Source organism: Amphritea atlantica (assembly GCF_018860855.1).
In the GTDB taxonomy this organism is placed as follows: Bacteria; Pseudomonadota; Gammaproteobacteria; order Pseudomonadales; family Balneatricaceae; genus Amphritea; species Amphritea atlantica_A.
In genome coordinates this window covers 47,198-64,232 of record NZ_JAHKQE010000049.1, presented here as the reverse complement: position 1 = coordinate 64,232, position 17,035 = coordinate 47,198, and the positions used below count along the sequence as shown (strand labels likewise).

At 45.0% G+C, this 17,035-nt stretch carries 15 protein-coding genes; 8 read left to right on the top strand and 7 right to left on the bottom strand.

The window, feature by feature from the left end; genetic code table 11:
* Positions 1-39: 39 nt before the first annotated feature.
* The 3 genes from KO512_RS19880 to KO512_RS19870 are packed head-to-tail and all read left to right on the top strand — an operon-like array spanning position 40 to position 3,427.
* Positions 40-1,422 carry a ferredoxin reductase family protein gene (locus tag KO512_RS19880; protein WP_215954063.1) on the top strand — a complete coding sequence of 461 codons (1,383 nt, stop codon included), beginning with the start codon at positions 40-42 and terminating at the stop codon, positions 1,420-1,422.
* A gap of 21 nt (positions 1,423-1,443) precedes the next feature.
* The gene (locus KO512_RS19875; protein ID WP_215954062.1) at positions 1,444-1,659 is read left to right on the top strand and encodes a 4Fe-4S dicluster domain-containing protein; all 216 of its coding nucleotides are present in this window, start codon (positions 1,444-1,446) and stop codon (positions 1,657-1,659) included.
* A gap of 4 nt (positions 1,660-1,663) precedes the next feature.
* A complete protein-coding gene (locus KO512_RS19870) occupies positions 1,664-3,427 on the top strand; it encodes an FAD-dependent oxidoreductase (protein WP_215954061.1) in 1,764 nt (587 codons plus the stop codon).
* 17 nt (positions 3,428-3,444) lie between these two features.
* Here KO512_RS19870 and KO512_RS19865 read toward each other — a convergent pair whose 3' ends face one another.
* The gene (locus KO512_RS19865; protein WP_215954060.1) at positions 3,445-4,023 is read right to left on the bottom strand and encodes a TetR/AcrR family transcriptional regulator; all 579 of its coding nucleotides are present in this window, start codon (positions 4,021-4,023) and stop codon (positions 3,445-3,447) included.
* Between the two features lie 74 nt (positions 4,024-4,097).
* Positions 4,098-4,970, bottom strand: coding sequence for a LysR family transcriptional regulator (locus tag KO512_RS19860; RefSeq protein WP_215954059.1), 873 nt, complete (start codon positions 4,968-4,970; stop codon positions 4,098-4,100).
* Between the two features lie 103 nt (positions 4,971-5,073).
* Here KO512_RS19860 and KO512_RS19855 point away from each other — a divergent pair, with 103 nt between their 5' ends.
* Genes KO512_RS19855 through KO512_RS19845 form a run of 3 tightly spaced genes read left to right on the top strand, consistent with a single transcriptional unit; the run spans position 5,074 to position 7,647 of the window.
* Positions 5,074-5,805, top strand: a complete 732-nt coding sequence (locus KO512_RS19855) for an SDR family NAD(P)-dependent oxidoreductase (protein WP_215954058.1) — start codon at positions 5,074-5,076, stop codon at positions 5,803-5,805.
* 24 nt (positions 5,806-5,829) lie between these two features.
* Positions 5,830-6,414: a 2-hydroxychromene-2-carboxylate isomerase gene (locus tag KO512_RS19850; protein ID WP_215954057.1), complete on the top strand. Its 585-nt coding sequence runs from the start codon at positions 5,830-5,832 to the stop codon at positions 6,412-6,414.
* Positions 6,415-6,453: 39 nt separating this feature from the next.
* A complete protein-coding gene (locus tag KO512_RS19845; protein ID WP_215954056.1) occupies positions 6,454-7,647 on the top strand; it encodes a YbfB/YjiJ family MFS transporter in 1,194 nt (397 codons plus the stop codon).
* A 27-nt stretch (positions 7,648-7,674) separates the two neighbouring features.
* Here the strand turns inward: KO512_RS19845 and KO512_RS19840 are convergent, their stop codons facing one another.
* Positions 7,675-7,914: a hypothetical protein gene (locus KO512_RS19840; RefSeq protein ID WP_215954055.1), complete on the bottom strand. Its 240-nt coding sequence runs from the start codon at positions 7,912-7,914 to the stop codon at positions 7,675-7,677.
* Between the two features lie 91 nt (positions 7,915-8,005).
* Here KO512_RS19840 and KO512_RS19835 point away from each other — a divergent pair, with 91 nt between their 5' ends.
* Complete coding sequence (locus KO512_RS19835) at positions 8,006-8,923, top strand: LysR family transcriptional regulator (protein ID WP_215954054.1); 918 nt, start codon at positions 8,006-8,008, stop codon at positions 8,921-8,923.
* A 293-nt stretch (positions 8,924-9,216) separates the two neighbouring features.
* Here KO512_RS19835 and KO512_RS20255 read toward each other — a convergent pair whose 3' ends face one another.
* Complete coding sequence (locus tag KO512_RS20255; RefSeq protein WP_252735139.1) at positions 9,217-10,854, bottom strand: Tn7-like element transposition protein TnsE; 1,638 nt, start codon at positions 10,852-10,854, stop codon at positions 9,217-9,219.
* Positions 10,742-12,298: a TnsD family Tn7-like transposition protein gene (locus KO512_RS19830; RefSeq protein WP_215954053.1), complete on the bottom strand. Its 1,557-nt coding sequence runs from the start codon at positions 12,296-12,298 to the stop codon at positions 10,742-10,744. Before KO512_RS19830 ends, KO512_RS20255 begins: the two co-directional genes overlap by 113 nt.
* Positions 12,299-12,764: 466 nt before the next feature.
* Between KO512_RS19830 and KO512_RS19825 the strand changes: the two genes are divergently transcribed.
* Positions 12,765-13,160, top strand: a complete 396-nt coding sequence (locus tag KO512_RS19825; RefSeq protein WP_215954052.1) for a group I intron-associated PD-(D/E)XK endonuclease — start codon at positions 12,765-12,767, stop codon at positions 13,158-13,160.
* Positions 13,161-13,505: 345 nt separating this feature from the next.
* Here the strand turns inward: KO512_RS19825 and KO512_RS19820 are convergent, their stop codons facing one another.
* Both KO512_RS19820 and KO512_RS19815 read right to left on the bottom strand, forming a co-directional pair.
* Positions 13,506-15,710 carry a DEAD/DEAH box helicase gene (locus KO512_RS19820; protein WP_215954051.1) on the bottom strand — a complete coding sequence of 735 codons (2,205 nt, stop codon included), beginning with the start codon at positions 15,708-15,710 and terminating at the stop codon, positions 13,506-13,508.
* Positions 15,707-17,032: an ATP-binding protein gene (locus KO512_RS19815; protein WP_215954050.1), complete on the bottom strand. Its 1,326-nt coding sequence runs from the start codon at positions 17,030-17,032 to the stop codon at positions 15,707-15,709. The genes KO512_RS19820 and KO512_RS19815 overlap by 4 nt, the downstream gene beginning before the upstream one ends.
* Between the last annotated feature and the right edge of the window lie 3 nt (positions 17,033-17,035).

Sequence of the window (17,035 nt, the reverse complement as noted above, 5' to 3'; positions counted from 1 at the left end):
CACTTAGTGCCTGACAATCTATTACGTTGGATGAAAACAATGACGACTCTATCAACCCTTTTAGGTCGGTCCAGTGACCGTTTCGCCTTTAAATTTGGTCAGAAACGTTGGCTAATACTGGGGTATTTAAGCTTAATGTCGCTACCCTTCCTCGCCACATTGACATTGGATATGGAAGATAAAACGCTGTATGCCACAACCCTGACCATCATCAACACCCTAGCCATGATGGCTTTTTATCTGCAATTTCCACTGGCTAGCCGCTTAAAGCGCATCCCGTTGTTCGCCAATATTGATTGGAACATTTCGCATCATAAGAAAATCGGTCAATGGCTGGGGCTTATTTTTCTCTTACATCCGGTGCTCATTCTTGCTCCCCGCTTTATGGTGTCGTTCAACGATGGTGTACACAGTTTAATATCCGTCATTACCGCCCCACAAATGCTCACCGGACTGATCGCTTGGGTCGGCATGATTATCTGGATACTCACCGCAATCTTTAAAGATAGCCTGCAGATGCGTTACGAAACTTGGCGTTTTACCCATATGTTAGGTTTTGTGGTCATCACTATACTCGCCACACTGCATGTAACAACCGTCGGTAGTCATGGCCAGTTTCAGGCAAGCTTCAATCTTATTTGGTGGGCTCTGTGCTCCGCCTCTGTAGGAATGGTGCTATATAACTATTTCATTAAACCGCTAGCACTGCGCTCACAGCCCTTTAAGCTGCTTGATGTTACTCAGGTTAGCCGTACCGATTGGCAGGTCACCATCGAGAAACAAGGTGCTTCAGATTTTACCTTTGCCGCCGGTCAGTTTGTGTGGTTAAACACCAGCCAACACAGTGGCGGCGTAAAAGAGCATCCATTTTCGATTGCGTCATGCCACGCAGATCTACCAAAGATTTCCTTTATTATTCGTAACCTAGGTGATTACACCTCAAAGTTGAATACCCTCAAGGTGGGCCAAGATGTCTATGTCGATGGCCCTTACGGCAGCATTAGTTTAGCGGAATCTGCTAACGCGAAAGCGATCGTATTAATCGCAGGCGGCGCGGGTATCGGCCCGATGTTAAGTCTACTTAGAGGCTTAGCCCAACAGAATGATCCGCGGCCGATACGCCTGATATACGGTAATAACCATCTCGATCAGATGGTACTGCAGGACGAGATCAAACACTTAGAGAAAACCATGCCTAACTTTAAACAACAGTTAGTTTGTGCCACTGCGACGGATGACAACGATATCTATCAAGGCGTTATCGATACCCCCTGTCTGGAGCAGGTTATCAACGCTATCGCTCCGTACGATTGGACGGTCTATTTATGTGGGCCAAAACCGATGATTACCGCGGTTAATAAGAGCCTGAAGTCATTGAAAATACCGGCCGCCCATATTCATTACGAACAACTCTCATTTTAACCGGTGTAGGAGGATCCCAACATGCCCATTAGTGAAATTGCGGGGTGTATCGGTTGTAAAACCTGCGTGCAAACCTGCCCAACCGACGTCATCCAGTTTGATTATGATCAGCAAAAAGCGTACATCGCTTATCCTGAAGATTGCCAGATCTGTCATTTATGTCGCCTTTACTGTCCGGTAGATGCCATTACTATCACACCGGAAAAATCGATCCCTGTGGTTGTTGCTTGGAGGTAATATCATGTCTGATGCTAAAACTATTTCGCGGCGGACGTTTCTCGGGATTGCCGGCAGCGCTATCGGTGCAACAGCCATCGCCGGCAACATGCCACCTATGCCGCCGATGGATCAACCACCCACCCGAAACCAACCCAATATCGATGCCGATAGTTTCAAAGAAGAAACGCTAGAAACCGATGTATTAGTGATTGGTAGCGGCATTGCGGGGCTCTTTGCCGCCGTGAAAGCCCATGATGCCGGCGCTAAAGTATTAATGGTATCAAAGGGCCGTTTAGGTAGCTCAGGGTTAACGCCTTTTGGTAAAGGTATCTTTAGTTATGATAAAGATAACGCCAAAATGACCCCTGATGAATACCTCGCCAAAATAGCCGATTCTGCGATTGGCACCAATAACCCCGTCTTTACTCGCCAGCTTTTAGATCACTCTGCCGACCGAGTAGCTGAATTAAGAGAGTGGGGGTTCTTCGACTCAGCATTATGCTTTGAAAGTTTTTCCAAGCCGATGCGTGAGCGGGATATTCCCATCATGGAACGCATCATGATGACTCACCTGCATAAAGAACAGGATCGGGTTGTCGGCGCTTCAGGCTTTAGTCTGGATCATAATACGATATTCAACTTTTCCGCTAAAACCGTCATCTTATGTACCGGCTCCGGCGGTTTTAAAGCGAGTGGCTTTCCACTGTGTGACTTAACCCATGATGGCACCATTATGGCCTATAACATTGGCGCTAAAGTCACCGGCAAAGAATGGAATGATGGTCACCCTGCCTCGGCCAAAAACTCAGGCTCATGTTATGACAATTGGCATGGCCAAATAGAAGAGCGTCCCAGCACAACATCGGAACAAGTGAATCATCACCTAGGCGTTGATATGAACTATGCCGCCTATGTTAATGGTGGGCCCGTCAGTATGGGGCCCGCTAGTCAATCAGAAGAAAAAACAACGGATGTTCCCGCAGGCCCTTACGTACCCGAAGCCTTCCGCCAAGCGGGGCCACCGCCTCAACCCGAAAGACCCTCAGGCTTGTTAGCGATATTTAGCAAAGACAAGCCTCAGGGCCCTCCGGGTATGGGTTCAGAGTCTGTCGGCGGATCAACCGCCGGCATGGCGATACACAAATCTGAAGGTCTCGTGCCTGTCGATGAAACGGGTTTAAGCTCTATTCCTGGCTTATGGGCATCAGGCGATGCCTTGGGCTCCTATATGTCTGGTGGTATCTATACACAAATCGGTAGCTCTATGGCCGGCTCGGCTATTCAAGGAGCACTGGCCGGCGAAGCTGCGGCGAAGGCGAGTCAGTCGGTCACTTCGATCTCAATACCCGCAGAAAAAATAGCACAAACTAAAGCGGAGATTCTCGCGCCGTTAAAACGCGAAACGGGCTATAGCCCAGCCTGGGCCACCCAAGTACTACAAAGTGTGATGATTCCTAACTTTGTTTTGTACATTAAAAAAGAACGGATGCTACAAGCCGCCCTAGCCTATATTGAAGAGTTAAAAGAGCATCACGGACCCATGCTGATGGCGTCTGATCGGCATCATCTACGCCTTGCCCATGAAACCATGAATATGACCATCACTGCCGAGATGAAACTTAAAGCCTCAATGATGCGGACCGAAAGTCGGTGCAGCCATTACCGACTGGACTATCCCGAGATTGATAACGAAAACTGGCAGGCTTGGATCAATATTTATAAAGATGAAAAAGGCGAGATGCAGTTAGAAAAACAGCATTTTAATCAATGGCCTAAGTTTGCTTAGAATCGCCTTTTATCAGCTCAGCGCAGACTATCAAACATATCGTCGATCAACTCATCGACCTGTTTGTTATCTGCGCTCGCGCTGGCATATACACGTAACCCCATCAGCTGCACTTGCAGTGCACGCGCCATACGCTCGGGTGTTTTAGCACGACTAATCTCACCTTGCTCTTGAGCCTGAAGTAAGATGGCCGCCATAGCGCCTTCGATACGCAGTAATAACTGCTGTGCCTCAACGAGTAACTCTGTATTTTCTTGGGTCAACTCAGAGATCGTTTTCACGAGCATACACATACCGCTCGGAGCAGAGGTATCGCAATGACTGACGGCCCCACGAACAAACAGTTTCAACCCTTCGATAGGCGATGCAGAAGTAGCAAGGCACTCTTTGAGCCGCTGCTGACTCATCTGAGCATAGTGTTGCAACGTCTCTTTAAACAACCCATCTTTGCTACCAAAGCAAGCATAGATGCTGCCTGGTCGCATATCGATAGCCTCCTGAAGATTACGCATGGAGGTAGCGTGATAGCCTTTAGCCCAAAACAGATCCGTCGCTCTGTTAATAGCCTCTTGCCGATCATATTTTACGTTTGACACCTTGATTACCAATCCGTTTGAGCATTTGTTCAAGTATAGCCTGAGCAATTGTTCAACACAATCTCAACCACCCTTTATGGCCAGCGAGCCGTACAGGCAAAGGCCACTAATTGATCGATTTCAGACTGATTTTCACCCGCACCCCATTCAAAACCGATGGTTCTTTGCCCCGGTGCTTGAAGTAACGGCCGTTTAACGATGCTTGCTGAAGTGTAATGCTCCGGAATAAAGGCCACACCAACGCCCTCTTCCACCAGCCGTAACGCTCGGTCATCTTGATTCGTGACATAGGCAATATTCAAACGCACATCATTGGCTTTCAGCAACTCTTGAAATATCCGCCGATATTCACAGTGAGAGCGCGCAATAAAAGGCTCATGTTCTAAGTCGGCTAGGCTAACTGAAGGCGATTGACTCAAATGATGATCCGTTGCCATCGCCACCACATAAGACTCGGAAAATAGCGCCTGTGAATGGCTGAATGGTTTGCCATTATCCGATTGTTGCGGCAATACCGTCAGCGCCATATCAATACGCCCAGCCTGTGCAAGCCGCTCCATCTCAGCTTCGCTGGCGTCAAAGACATTCAAGCGAAGATGAGGGTTTTGCCGACGGTATTGCTCGATAAGCCGAGCAACATGGGTAATCGACAATGTATTAATAACCCCCAAACGCAACACTCGTGGCATTTCGTGATGCTTCAGCTCATCTTTGGCCCGGGCACACTCTTCTACGATCCGTTTCGCCCGCTTCAGTAGCATCCGCCCTGCGGGGGTCAACATCACATTACGCTTATTACGCGTAAACAACTTCACCCCCATCTCTGCTTCTAACTTTGAGATTGAAGCCGAGAGTGCCGGTTGCGACACAAAAGCACGCTTAGCGCCTTGAGTAAAACTTTCTAATTCCGCTGCGGCTAAAAAGCAGCGTAGCTGTTGTAGCTCCAAACCATAACCTCTGCTTATGACAATCATAGGAACAATCGATTTTATTTATTATAAGAGACACTCTAAGCTTTTGCTATTCATCACGATCATTCAGGAACAGTAGATGAACGCAACTCATAAACCCATTGCGCTAATCATCGGGGCAGGAGACCACCTCGGATCGGCCATTGCCAAACGTTTCGCACGGGAAGGTTTTCATATCGTTGCCACCCGCCGCCGTGGCGATTTAAGTACGCTCGTCGCTGAAGTAGAAGCCTTAGGCTCTAGTGCGACCCCGTTCCATTCTGATGCCCGTGATGAGCAACAGGTTATTAATCTAATCAATCAAATCGAGACTGAGCTTGGCCCCATTCAGGTAGCGGTATTCAATGTCGGCGGCAATGTGCGCTATGGTATTTGTGACACCTCCAGCCGCATCTATCGCAAAGTATGGGAGATGTGTGCCTTTGCAGGCTTTCTATTTGGACGTGAATTAGCCAAAAAAATGCTTCCTCGTCAGCAGGGCACCCTGTTGTTTACCGGCGCCTCGGCCAGCCTAAAAGGAAACAGTGGCTTCGCAGCCTTCGCTGGCGGCAAACACGCTTTACGCGCACTGGCTCAGAGTATGGCCAGAGAGCTAGGCCCACAGGGTATTCATGTCGCTCACGTGGTCATTGACGGTCTTATAGAAAACCAAGCCACCGCGGAATACCTACCCGATCTCTACGCCAGCAAAGGAGAGAACGGCATCATACACCCCGATAATTTAGCCGAAATTTACTGGCAACTTCACCACCAACCAGCGAATGCTTGGACCTTCGAACAGGATGTCCGGCCCTTCGCTGAGCCTTGGTAATCGCTATCATTTAAGGAATACACCATGACAAAAACAATCGATTTTTATTATGACTATATCAGTATCGCCTCCTACCTCGCCTGGACTCAACTAGAAGGAATATCTGAACGCACCGGTGCTCGTATTCATTACAAACCGATGTTATTAGGCGGTGTTTTTAACGCCTGTGACAATATTAGCCCGATAACGATTCCCGCCAAATGGGCTTGGGTTAAAAAAGATATTCAACGTTATGCCGATCATTACGGCGTACCTTATCAACTGAACCCACACTTCCCGTTCAGCACCGTTAACGCCATGCGCGGGGCTCTCTGGGCGCAGGCTCACGATCAACTAGAAGCCTACAATCAGGCGATGTTTACTGCCGCTTGGGTCGACGGTAAAGACTTGTCCGCCAAGCCCGTTTTGGAAGAGGTTTTAAACAATGCCGGTTTTGATGCCGCCATCGTGATGGACGCGATCACACAACCTGACGTGAAAACCGCCTTAATCGACGCCACCCAAGCCGCAACAGCACGGGGTGTCTTTGGCGCCCCCTCCATGTTTGTCGCCGACGAATTGTTCTTCGGCCAAGATCGTCTTGAATGGGTCGAAAAAGCACTTTGCTAAGCAAAACTGATTGATCAAAGATTAATCAAAGGACACACCATGCACACTAAAGCCCAACGTTTAAAAGTGCTCAGCTCCGGCATCCTTAGCCTGATACTCACCATGGGGATTGGCCGCTTCGCCTTAACGCCTATGTTGCCTATCATGCAAGAACACGCAGGGCTGGGCATATCAGAAGGCGGCGGGCTGGCAGCCGTTAATTATCTGGGCTACCTCTGTGGTGCTTTGGTGGTGGCCATGATCAGTGACCTTGTTATCAAAGACCGCCTCTACCGTATTGGGCTCGTGATGGCATTGGTCACCACCATCGGCATGGGGTTAACTGAAAACATCTGGCTATGGGCCCTGTTTCGCTTTCTCGCAGGCCTTAGCTGCGCAGCAGGCATACTGCTTGGGGCTGGGTTGGTTCTTAACTGGTTAATTCGTCACGGTCACCGCAGTGAGCTTGGCATTCATTTTTGCGGTGTCGGTCTGGGTATTGTCCTCTGTGCGATCGCTATCGAATGGATGCAACCTTATTTCGATTGGCATCAACAATGGGGATTATTAACACTGATTGGCGTGCTGATCATAATACCGGCTTGGCGCTGGCTGCCACCGCCGGATAAAGCCCAACATACCACCAGCGGCGAAGCATTGATTGATTCGCCACCCAGTGCGGCATTTATGCGCATTTTTCAGGTGGCTTATTTCTGTGCGGGTGTCGGTTATGTTATCAGCGCCACCTTTATCGTAGCGATTATCGACCAACTACCAGGGCTTGAGGGACAAGGTATTTGGGCGTTTCTTATCATGGGATTGGCCGCCATCCCCAGCGCGATCGGTTGGGACTTGGTTGCGAGACGCTTTGGTCCACTCAACGCGTTGATCACCTGTAGCATGTTGCAAGTGATCGGCATACTACTCCCCGTAATCGAAGCCAACTTCATACTCACCATGATCGGAGCTATCTTATATGGCGGTACCTTTGTTGGTATGGTCTGTCTAGTGCTCACTATGGCGGGGCGTTACTACCCCACCCGCCCAGCTAAAATGATGGGCAAGATGACACTCTCGTTTGGCTCGGCACAGATCATCGCACCCGCATTAGCGGGGTTATTAGCAGAGCACAGCGGCAGCTATACCAACGCTGTTTATATGGCTGCATTTATTATGGCTCTCGGTAGCGTGCTGTTATTAGTGCTCAAATCACGCGAGCCGGCCAAACAACCGCAACTCGCCCCAATCAGCTAAACAATCGCGTCTAAGCCAGTTGTGACTTTATTCCTCTGGCTCCAACAACACGCGGATGACAAATAAGCGGACTATCGGTGCCACCACCAAGAATAGCAGCAATGCAAAAGGGACAATCCGCCCTAGCATCTCCATCCAAGCACTCAAGAAAGAAGCACCTTCGGCTAATGTCTGATACGTCAAAATAGCCGGCATTCCCATTAACATGGTGGGCATTACCATCGACATCATCAACGGATATTGAAGCTTTCTGGGAAATTTTTTCATCGGGGAACTCCGATTGTTTTTATGTAACACACAATTTACCATTGCAAATATCTTGCAAAAACAACCAGTAATGAATTTTAAGCGTGCATATATGAAAGCTAAAGAGATCAGTAATCTATATTGGTTCTGTCAATCGGTTGAGTATGGAGGATTTACCCCTGCAAGCTTAGTCGCACAGGTTTCAGCCCCCACGCTTTCAAGAGCTGTCTCTCAACTGGAACAAACACTCGGTGAGAAGCTGCTACATCGTAATGCTAAACAGTTCAAACTAACCGCCGCAGGCGAAAAATATTACCAGCAGTTCGCGCCACTGTTACAACAGCTGGACGGCCATTGGGATCAACTTTCCAACCACCAAACTCAACTAACCGGTGATATTTCTATCTCATGCCCAGAATCATTTGCCGACAGTTTTTTACAGCAAGCAGCAATTGAGTTTATGACTCATCACCCTAACGTTAATATTCAAATAGAACTCTCATCCGACACCGATAATTTCTTCAATGATCAGATCGACCTAGCAATATCGACCAACCCACCGAAAATACCGCACCTCGTGCAGCGCCGATTATTCGACATGCAACTGTCATTGGCCGCGTCACCGGCCTATATCGCTCAGCACACTCCATTAACGACCGTTGAGCAATTAACGGAACATGACTTACTTGCTGGCAACACCCTGCCCCATTGGGAGTTTAAACAGAACGCTCAACCGATTCGGATTCAGGTCAAACCCAAATACGCGATCGATAGTTTACGTCTTATTATCAAAGCCGCCTGCTCCGACGTGGGTATCTGTTTAATTCCTAAAATGATTTTAGAACCGTTAGTCGAACGCAATCAGTTGATTCAGTTACTACCGGATATCCAATGCCCTACCGGTATCGTCTATATCGTTTGGGCCGACCGTAAATTAGTCTCTGCCCGCGTTAGTGCATTTCGGCAGATGATCATCGAGCGTATGAGCAACCCTTGGGTGTTTTTATCATCACTTTCAGAACCGAGTTAACCAACGCCTGGCTACTTACGGGTACCTACTATCATTAATTCAGTGAAAAAGATTTTTCGCTTAGATCAAAAAACAAAAAGCCCGTCAGTGGTTAACCTGTGGGCTTTTTATTTAAAACGATTGATCACAAGGACTGTGCGATGACAATAAAGTTTGATCAAAATAAGCCCCTCTAAACGGCACTCACTGGCTAATGTTTGACTGTTTGATGGTATTGCAGCCACCACAGAGTGACAATAAAGTTTGATATTTTCCGGATTCGCCAACATCATCCATGCTCATGGAAAACGGTATTAGGTTGATTCTTCTACTCTAGGGACTTCAGATAGTTTACGCTTAAGCACGTCGACCCACTTGTGCAGATATTCTGCTTCGGTCAGCGTTTTACCTTTTTCTTTCCATCTAGGGTGATTACACCGCTTAAGGAAGTTAGTTCGCTGACGTATGTACGTATGACCCCATGATGCACTATTATCTGAAAAATGCTGCACGATCTCATGAAAATTTCTACCTGTATCGTCCTTAAGACCAAGAATTAAGGTGCTGGCACCTTTAGTCTTAGTAAGGCTAGTCATATCAGCTTCCAGCATGATAACTTTTCTTTGGTTCACTTCAAGTATTGCCATAAAGTAACGTAATGGTTTGTTATCTTTAGTTTGATATATGACTTCACTCTTGTTGGTCGGAACCGGAAAGTTGCCACATTTGAGTGACACCAGCTTTATTCCCTTTGCTAGGCCTAGCTTGTTAACAACTTCTTCGAATATTAAAAATTTATGCGGAAGCTCTTTCGCTTCATCAATCACGTCATCTACTTGGTTTAACACTGGATCAAATTCTTGGGCTGTACCATCCCTGCTCGGCATACCCACACCTGCCTTTTCAGGTTCAGTATCGATACCCTCAATAGCAATCGGGGACGGTACAGAGGACTCATTTACATCAACCAATACTACATCAGGGCTATCAGGAATATTGAATGAAAAGCCTTCTTCCTTTTGATTGTGCCGCCGTGCACTAAAGGCGGGAATATCCCCCATATCTAATTCAGGATCAATGTCTACATCAGGGGCCTTTCCACGCTTCCCAGTACCTGCGCTACTCAATCGAACTCTTGTTTTTTGCTTTGGATGATAGATTTCACTACGAAAAATACTCTCTGATATCCCCCCTACAGTAATATTCTCAATTCGCCTCACATTCATATCACCTGTTGAGATATCTCTTTCGATGGATACTTCCAGTATCCAATCAGTGAGATCGGGAGGTGAAAAGTCAAAAGCAATGCGATTACCATTTCCATTAAATCGTTGGTAAATAGTGAAAAAACTGCTTCGAGCCCTCTCATCCAACATAAGCCACGCAAGATGTGCTCTGGATTTCTTCGTCTGAAGATGGCTGACTGGATAACTCGTACTATCTGGAAATCTGATTTTTATTGGCTGCGAACTTCGATCTATAAAGGCTAACTCTGCTAAGCCATTAGCCGAGTATGCAGCATTCACTAAATGTCGATTATGAAAGAAAAGGACTCGGGCAAGCTCGAATCCTAGTACAGATATGACTCCTTTATCTGTATCGTATTTAAAATGATAATTCTCTGAAAAGCGGTCAACACCTACTTTTCGGATAATTTTAACCTCCAGGCGCTCTAGTTCTGATTGCTTAATCACTTTTTTATCAGCAAACACTCTTCCTGGAGCAATTAGAGTAGCCAGTTCAATCGGTATAGATGTGTACCTTCGATTCATCCACTCAACAGCTATGAATAAATTTTTACTCTGAAGCAGAGCATTTGACCGGAATACACCATGAACCTTATAAAGCTCTAAACCTATCGGAAACTGCCGTATAGCTGGAAAATTTATCGAAATCCATTTTGAGAATTTCTGCGGCAGGTCGTCGAATACGTTTTTTGCTGAGTCCAGCAAGGCGTTCAATTTCATACGTTTTGGGGAATGGCTCTCGGTTATCGATGGCGCTAACCATAATAGCTAGAACTCGTCGAACTTGGTACTCCTCAACTGTTTCAGCATATTTAATAAAGAAGCTACGGCATAGAGGCAACTTGTCCAGGTGCTCTCGAACACCCCAGCGAACCCCTAACTGTGAAATAAACCAACTGATCGTATTTCTTGGTAGGCTATATTGCTCTTCTACACTTTGCAGGATCTTAAGCAACTCTTTCACAAGCTGAAGGTCTCTTTGCTGCCAATCCACAACCCTCCCAACATTATTAGTGGCTCGCTTTGGCAAATTATCAGTTAACCAATTGTTATCATACCGGTACAGCCATGAATATATTCGCGCGCCTTCTCTTGTCTTTCGAATCTCCTTCAGCGTGTGATGTTGCGACCGTAACCCCACCCATAAGTGACGGTATTCAGGTGACCGGATGAATGCCTTAGAAGAAAAGTAACGATGCTTTTTAAACTGAACATTAACCTTGGAGGCCGCATCAATAGCATGCATTAGGCTGTATTCAGGAAAAAGAGACCTAAGGCAGAACAAATGGTGGAGATAACTGAAATGTTTTCGCTGCTTTCTAAAAAAGGTATGCAGCCATGTTACCTCACCGCTGAATTCCAAACCAACTTCGTACAATAGCTCCCGCCCCCAAAACTGCTCAACCAAAAAACCTACCTGCTTGTGATGCACACCTGTTGAACTTTTTAACCCAGACTCCCGAAGCCTTTCATCATAGAAGACGGTCCACTGCTCAGGGGAAATATAAGCAAAATCGGTATGTAATAGTTCTACAATGTCCTGAGCTAAGGTAATAAGGTTTTTTTCTTGGCAAACCTCTACAACAATAGGTGTATTAGGAATATCGATCGACGTTGGATCGATAAACATGTGACGCCGGCTGGGCTTCAACTCAAATATTGTATTTCTGAGTAAGCACCGATGCTTTGAGCAAACCTTTACCCCAGGTAGCTGAAACTGACGACGCCAGTATTGATAAGCGTAGTTTTGAAGATCTTCGTTCGCGCATAATGGGCAGTATCGGTAATAACGCGGATATTTAAGAGATGATGCATTAATACCAATTTTAACCATTGAGCGACTTTTATCATCAACTACCATCTCTTCACTGATAGCTAGGTACCTATCTCTCTCAACAAATGGCTTGTAAATAGGAAGGATGGAATGACGAAAAATCAATTCATCGCTAGTGATACTCCACAGATGGCCAACTCGTATCAACAACTCACCGATATGCCCCTGTAATAAGGCTGACGGTACAATATTACGAGACCCAAACAGCACCTCCAGCGCTACTTTATCATCTCTCAAGCCTTGCCGTGCAATAAAGCGAGCTAAAACACTGACGAGCAGTTCATCTTCGTGAGCTAATGGAAACTGAAGTATCATCGGCTACCTCACTAGAAGATCTAAAAGTCACAAAAGCCCGAGATCAGCCTGATTTCGTGAGCCACAGGGGAATGAGGTTAGCTAGATACGCTTTTTATCTTCAGTATTTGTTCCATGTGCTTCCTCATTAGAAGCATAAGTACCCATTCATAATAGTCGCTCATGCCATAACTGGCCGATTTTTCGTGTCCCAACAACCGGTTCGGTTAACTATTGAAAATTATTCTTGTTGGCCATATTATATTTTGAGTTAAATACAACAGTTCACGGCTCATTAGAGTCTGAGAGCATCATTAATGATGAAAACCCCGTCTGGGAATCATCGAGGTTGGTAGCCTTTGTTGTTCGATACAAGCTATCGTTTGTATGGTGATACTAAATTGGGGAGTTTCCCATCGAGAACTCCGGCTCGTAAACAGGTGACCTATACTTGGCATACGACATCAATTTTAGTAAAGGTGTCACTATGCCTGTTAAGAATGTTACCCGTACTCCTGATGCATCTAAATACTATAAAAATGTCTCTTTTGAGACACTAACAGCCAGTTGGCTTTCCGGCGACGGTTGGGAGGTTCTCATACCTCTGGTTGATCATGGTATGAAAACTGATTTAGTCATTGCAGATGAATCCAATTACTATCGTATTCAGATTAAAACGATCGAAGCTATTAACGACAATGTAATTGTTGAAAATAAGTGGGGAGAGGTCTGTATCGATTATGTCATTTACTTTTGCCGGAACTCAAACTGGGGCTATATAGTGCCCGCATTTAGTGAAAGTAAAAAAAGATTAAATTCAGAGGGGCATCTCCGATTTCATCAGGATCAAAAACCCTTCATTAAAGCATTCGCTCAAATTTAATACTCAATATGACGAGACCCAAACAAGGTCTCGTCATTTACTCTGTCTTTCTCGAGCCTAATGTCCCATAATTCCTAGAGTATGGTTTGCTAGATAAGTTTTTCATCTTCGGTATTTATCTAAGTACTCCTTCATAATAGTCGCTCATGCTATAACTGCTAGAAAACCCAGATGAGCAGGCCATCGTTAAGGCGGTAATTGGCCTAGCTTCAGCTTTCCTCCGACAAGTCATAGCGGAAGGAGTAGAAACCATTGCACATGGCTCCCGTTTGGGGTGTGAAAAATAGTTCTAATCTTTGAATGATTTACCGTTAAATTCTCATCTGTTAATTAGGGTGGAGCTTGTCATTTAAGGCAAGTTAATATCCACTGTTTAGCCGATCTGGAATCAAATGCTTTTCGTCCATAGCATTCGGTTAGTAGCTCTTCAGGAAGGTATTCATCATATTTTTCGATAAGTTTTTGCTGCAATGAAAGTGTTCTAGCCAACTCGGCTTCATCCGGTAGGTTATCTTTTGCTATTTCTATTAAGTAATTTTTTATGTCATCTATATTTGATTTCTGAACTTCAATAACACCAGCAAAATTAGTGCATATATATCCATTCATAATAAGTAAAACACTAAGCGTGTTAACTACTTTGTCGCCCATCCATGAGAAAATATAACTATTCTTACCGCTTTGATAAACAGGTTGTTTCTCAAGGTCGGCTTCTTTAAAAAGACATGCTCCTTCTTGAAATAGCTGTCTTCCGAGACTATCTAAAAAATCTATTTTCTGATTGCCAACCTCAATGCGGTAGTCACCGTTTCGATAGATTTTTAACATCTCTTGTCTAACTCTGTCATGAATAGACATGCCACTACCGTTAAACTTTGGGGGCTTGCCGCCCTTTGTAGAAGTGACATAGATGACTTTCTTTTCATCATCAACATCCGTGACTTTCCATCTACGGCCACCAAATATAATGTGTTGATCTTTGAGGATTAGCGAATCAACGGGTAATGTTCCGAGTGTTTTGCTTCCGGCAACAATGCGAAATTCTTCTGGTGTTTTAAATACCGCATAAAAGGTATAGGAATTGGTAAGACGCTCGCCTTCACTTCCTAAGACTAGTTCACCGCTATTGAGCTGTTGTATCAACTGAATTGTTCCCATATGGGATAGTAGCTGTTTGAAGTGCTGAATAGATATTTCTTTGAAGGGTCCTTGCTCACATAATAAAGAGTACAACTGGTCTGCTCTGACACTTCCCCACTGTGCAATTACAGCAAGAATCTGGTGTAAAAACGTAGAAAGATGCATTTGCTTTGTATCTGCCGGTTCAAACCAGTTCTCTACGATGAGTAACCGTATCATTGCTAGTGATTGAACCAACTCTAATCTAAGACCATCTACTATATTGGATTTATCACTCAGTTCATTTTCAGCGATAAGCATTCGTAAAATAGATGGTGAATTTCTTCTGCCGGAGCGACCTAACCGCTGACGTAAACTTGATACAGAATGTGGAGCAGTAACCTGAATAACAGAACTCACTTTCCCAATGTCGATACCTAGCTCTAATGTCATGGTACAAATAGCAGTAGTTGGCAGTATTTCTTTTTGCAATCTTGCTTCTAAATCTTCTCGAAGTTCTTTAGCTAATGAGCCATGATGAGGGAAAAATTCATTCGGTACGACCTGCTGTTCGCATAAGTCACTTAGTTGCGCAGCTATGCTTTCCGTCCGGCTGCGGCTATTCGCAAAAACCAGATGTGAGTCGCCTCTACAAAGTGTATAAATTTCCTGACAAATCTGCTGTTCGGCGGAGGTACGTGTTTCATCTGCCATGATGTCTACCGGTTCTAAATATCCTTTAACCTGAACCTTAATAGTGCTTTGGTGCTGACTACTGGTAATGGTTTCACAAGGCAGACTTTTATTCGGCCTGAGAGATAACGGTACTTTTTCAAGCTCTCCGAGTGTCGCACTTAGCGCAACCCGTGGAATGGGATTAGAGATTCGACCAGTAATATGCTCTAGGCGGGTAAGTAGAGAAAGTAACTGCTGACCTCGCTCTGTTCCGATAAACGCATGAAATTCATCAATGACAATATATTTGAGTGAGGTGAAGGATTGCTTAACCCATCCCGGCTCTCTGACTAAGAGTGACTCCAAGGATTCAGGGGTAATAAGAATAATGCCGGAAGGATTATTTCTGGCTTTCTTCTTTTTGGATTGGAGGCTATCACCATGCCACGGCGTAACCTGCATATCGAGCATTTCACTTAAACTTTCTAGCCTACGGTACTGATCGTTAATCAATGCTTTTAAAGGACTGATATACAAAATACCAAAGCCGTTTTCCTCTTCGGCAATTGCACTACATGCTGGCAGAAAAAAAGCTTCTGTTTTTCCTGCCGCCGTTGATGCACTAATCAGAACATCTCTATCACCGGCTAGAATAGGTCCAATTGCCCGTTTTTGTATTTCTCTTAAATCAGGCCATCCCTGATTAAATAACCATTTTTGTACACGCTTATCAAGGCGCTGATATTCCTCTATCATAATTTGAAATCAGCTAGTCCATCAGAATTCAATATTTCGCCTGTCTCTTCATTCATTATAATCTCATCTGTATCACTTGGACGATCATCCTCAATAGCAATGGATTGAACTAACTGTGACCATTGCATAGAAGGGTTTTGGTCTAGTACTGCCAGCATATCCAAAAACGCTTTGATGGTATTTCTCGGTGTTCGAAAATAGGCATCCCCAATAGTCTGACTGCAATGATGAAGAAATGATTTTAGTGCATCATCTGGAACGAGATATTTTGATGTGTCACCCTCGGCAAATACATGACGCAGGTTCTTCAGGAGAATATAAAGCTCTTCTGGTGTTAAGCTCGCTAGATGTAGTGCTGGAGATGAATAATCAATAACACCTGCACGTTGCGCAAAGCTATTTTCAGCTAAACGGGATTGCAGTGCTTCATAGCTATATAATCCTCTGCGTGGATCTAATAAAAACTCCGGCGTTCCACCCAATAAAAACCCAAGATATTCAGCCGAACCCTGAAGGCAATCGTTCAGCATCCGAAGAATCTGCTCATAGTTAGATGTACGTGCTTGTGTACTACTTAATTTATAAAGATTGACCATCTCATCCAGATTAACAAGCAAACCTTCATAACCCGCTTGACGAACAAATAGGCTCATAAGCTTTAACGCATCGTAAAACGAGTTATCTGAAATAATTGTTCTGACATCAAGATCCCTTCTCGCATCTGTCTTAGTAGTGTATTCAGCACGTAACCAACGAATGGCATTTGATTTTAACTCTTCATTATCCTGCTCATGACCGTTCCAGTAAGCATCAATGACTTTTGCAAAATCATATCCGCCAACCAATTCTGACAAGGACGCCAGTTTTTGATGTATTACTGTTGAAACATCAGTGTTCTTTTCATCTGCTTCTTTACGAGCCTGAGTTACAAAACGCTCTACAACGCTAGCTAAAGCATTTCCATCCGGTTTATTACGGGTAGCCAGATTCCTCATAAGCTCGGAATAAAGATTACGTGCTTGCCCTGAAGAGGCGTGCACACGCCGATCCGGCGAAAGATCCGCATTGACCGTGACCAGTTTTTTTTCAAGAGCAATAGAGCGTACCACACTCAAAAAAAATGTTTTGCCTGATCCATAATCACCAATGATGAGCCTGAATGCTGCGCCGCCTTGAGAGATTCTTTCAATGTCCTTATACAACGCTTTGACTTCATTACTTCGCCCTACCTGAATATGCTGAATCCCAATTTTGGGGGTCACACCTGACTTCAGTGATTGAATGATTGCGTCACGTTCTTTTAATCGGATACGTTTTTCCATAGG

Bases quoted from the DNA above. Each gene is read 5' to 3' on its own strand.
- KO512_RS19880 (WP_215954063.1), top strand. From the start codon at position 40: ATGACGACTCTATCAACCCTTTTAGGTCGGTCCAGTGACCGTTTCGCC.
- KO512_RS19875 (WP_215954062.1), top strand. From the start codon at position 1,444: ATGCCCATTAGTGAAATTGCGGGGTGTATCGGTTGTAAAACCTGCGTG.
- KO512_RS19870 (WP_215954061.1), top strand. From the start codon at position 1,664: ATGTCTGATGCTAAAACTATTTCGCGGCGGACGTTTCTCGGGATTGCC.
- KO512_RS19855 (WP_215954058.1), top strand. From the start codon at position 5,074: ATGAACGCAACTCATAAACCCATTGCGCTAATCATCGGGGCAGGAGAC.
- KO512_RS19850 (WP_215954057.1), top strand. From the start codon at position 5,830: ATGACAAAAACAATCGATTTTTATTATGACTATATCAGTATCGCCTCC.
- KO512_RS19845 (WP_215954056.1), top strand. From the start codon at position 6,454: ATGCACACTAAAGCCCAACGTTTAAAAGTGCTCAGCTCCGGCATCCTT.
- KO512_RS19840 (WP_215954055.1), bottom strand. From the start codon at position 7,914: ATGAAAAAATTTCCCAGAAAGCTTCAATATCCGTTGATGATGTCGATG.
- KO512_RS19835 (WP_215954054.1), top strand. From the start codon at position 8,006: ATGAAAGCTAAAGAGATCAGTAATCTATATTGGTTCTGTCAATCGGTT.
- KO512_RS19830 (WP_215954053.1), bottom strand. From the start codon at position 12,298: ATGATACTTCAGTTTCCATTAGCTCACGAAGATGAACTGCTCGTCAGT.
- KO512_RS19825 (WP_215954052.1), top strand. From the start codon at position 12,765: ATGCCTGTTAAGAATGTTACCCGTACTCCTGATGCATCTAAATACTAT.
- KO512_RS19820 (WP_215954051.1), bottom strand. From the start codon at position 15,710: ATGATAGAGGAATATCAGCGCCTTGATAAGCGTGTACAAAAATGGTTA.
- KO512_RS19815 (WP_215954050.1), bottom strand. From the start codon at position 17,032: ATGGAAAAACGTATCCGATTAAAAGAACGTGACGCAATCATTCAATCA.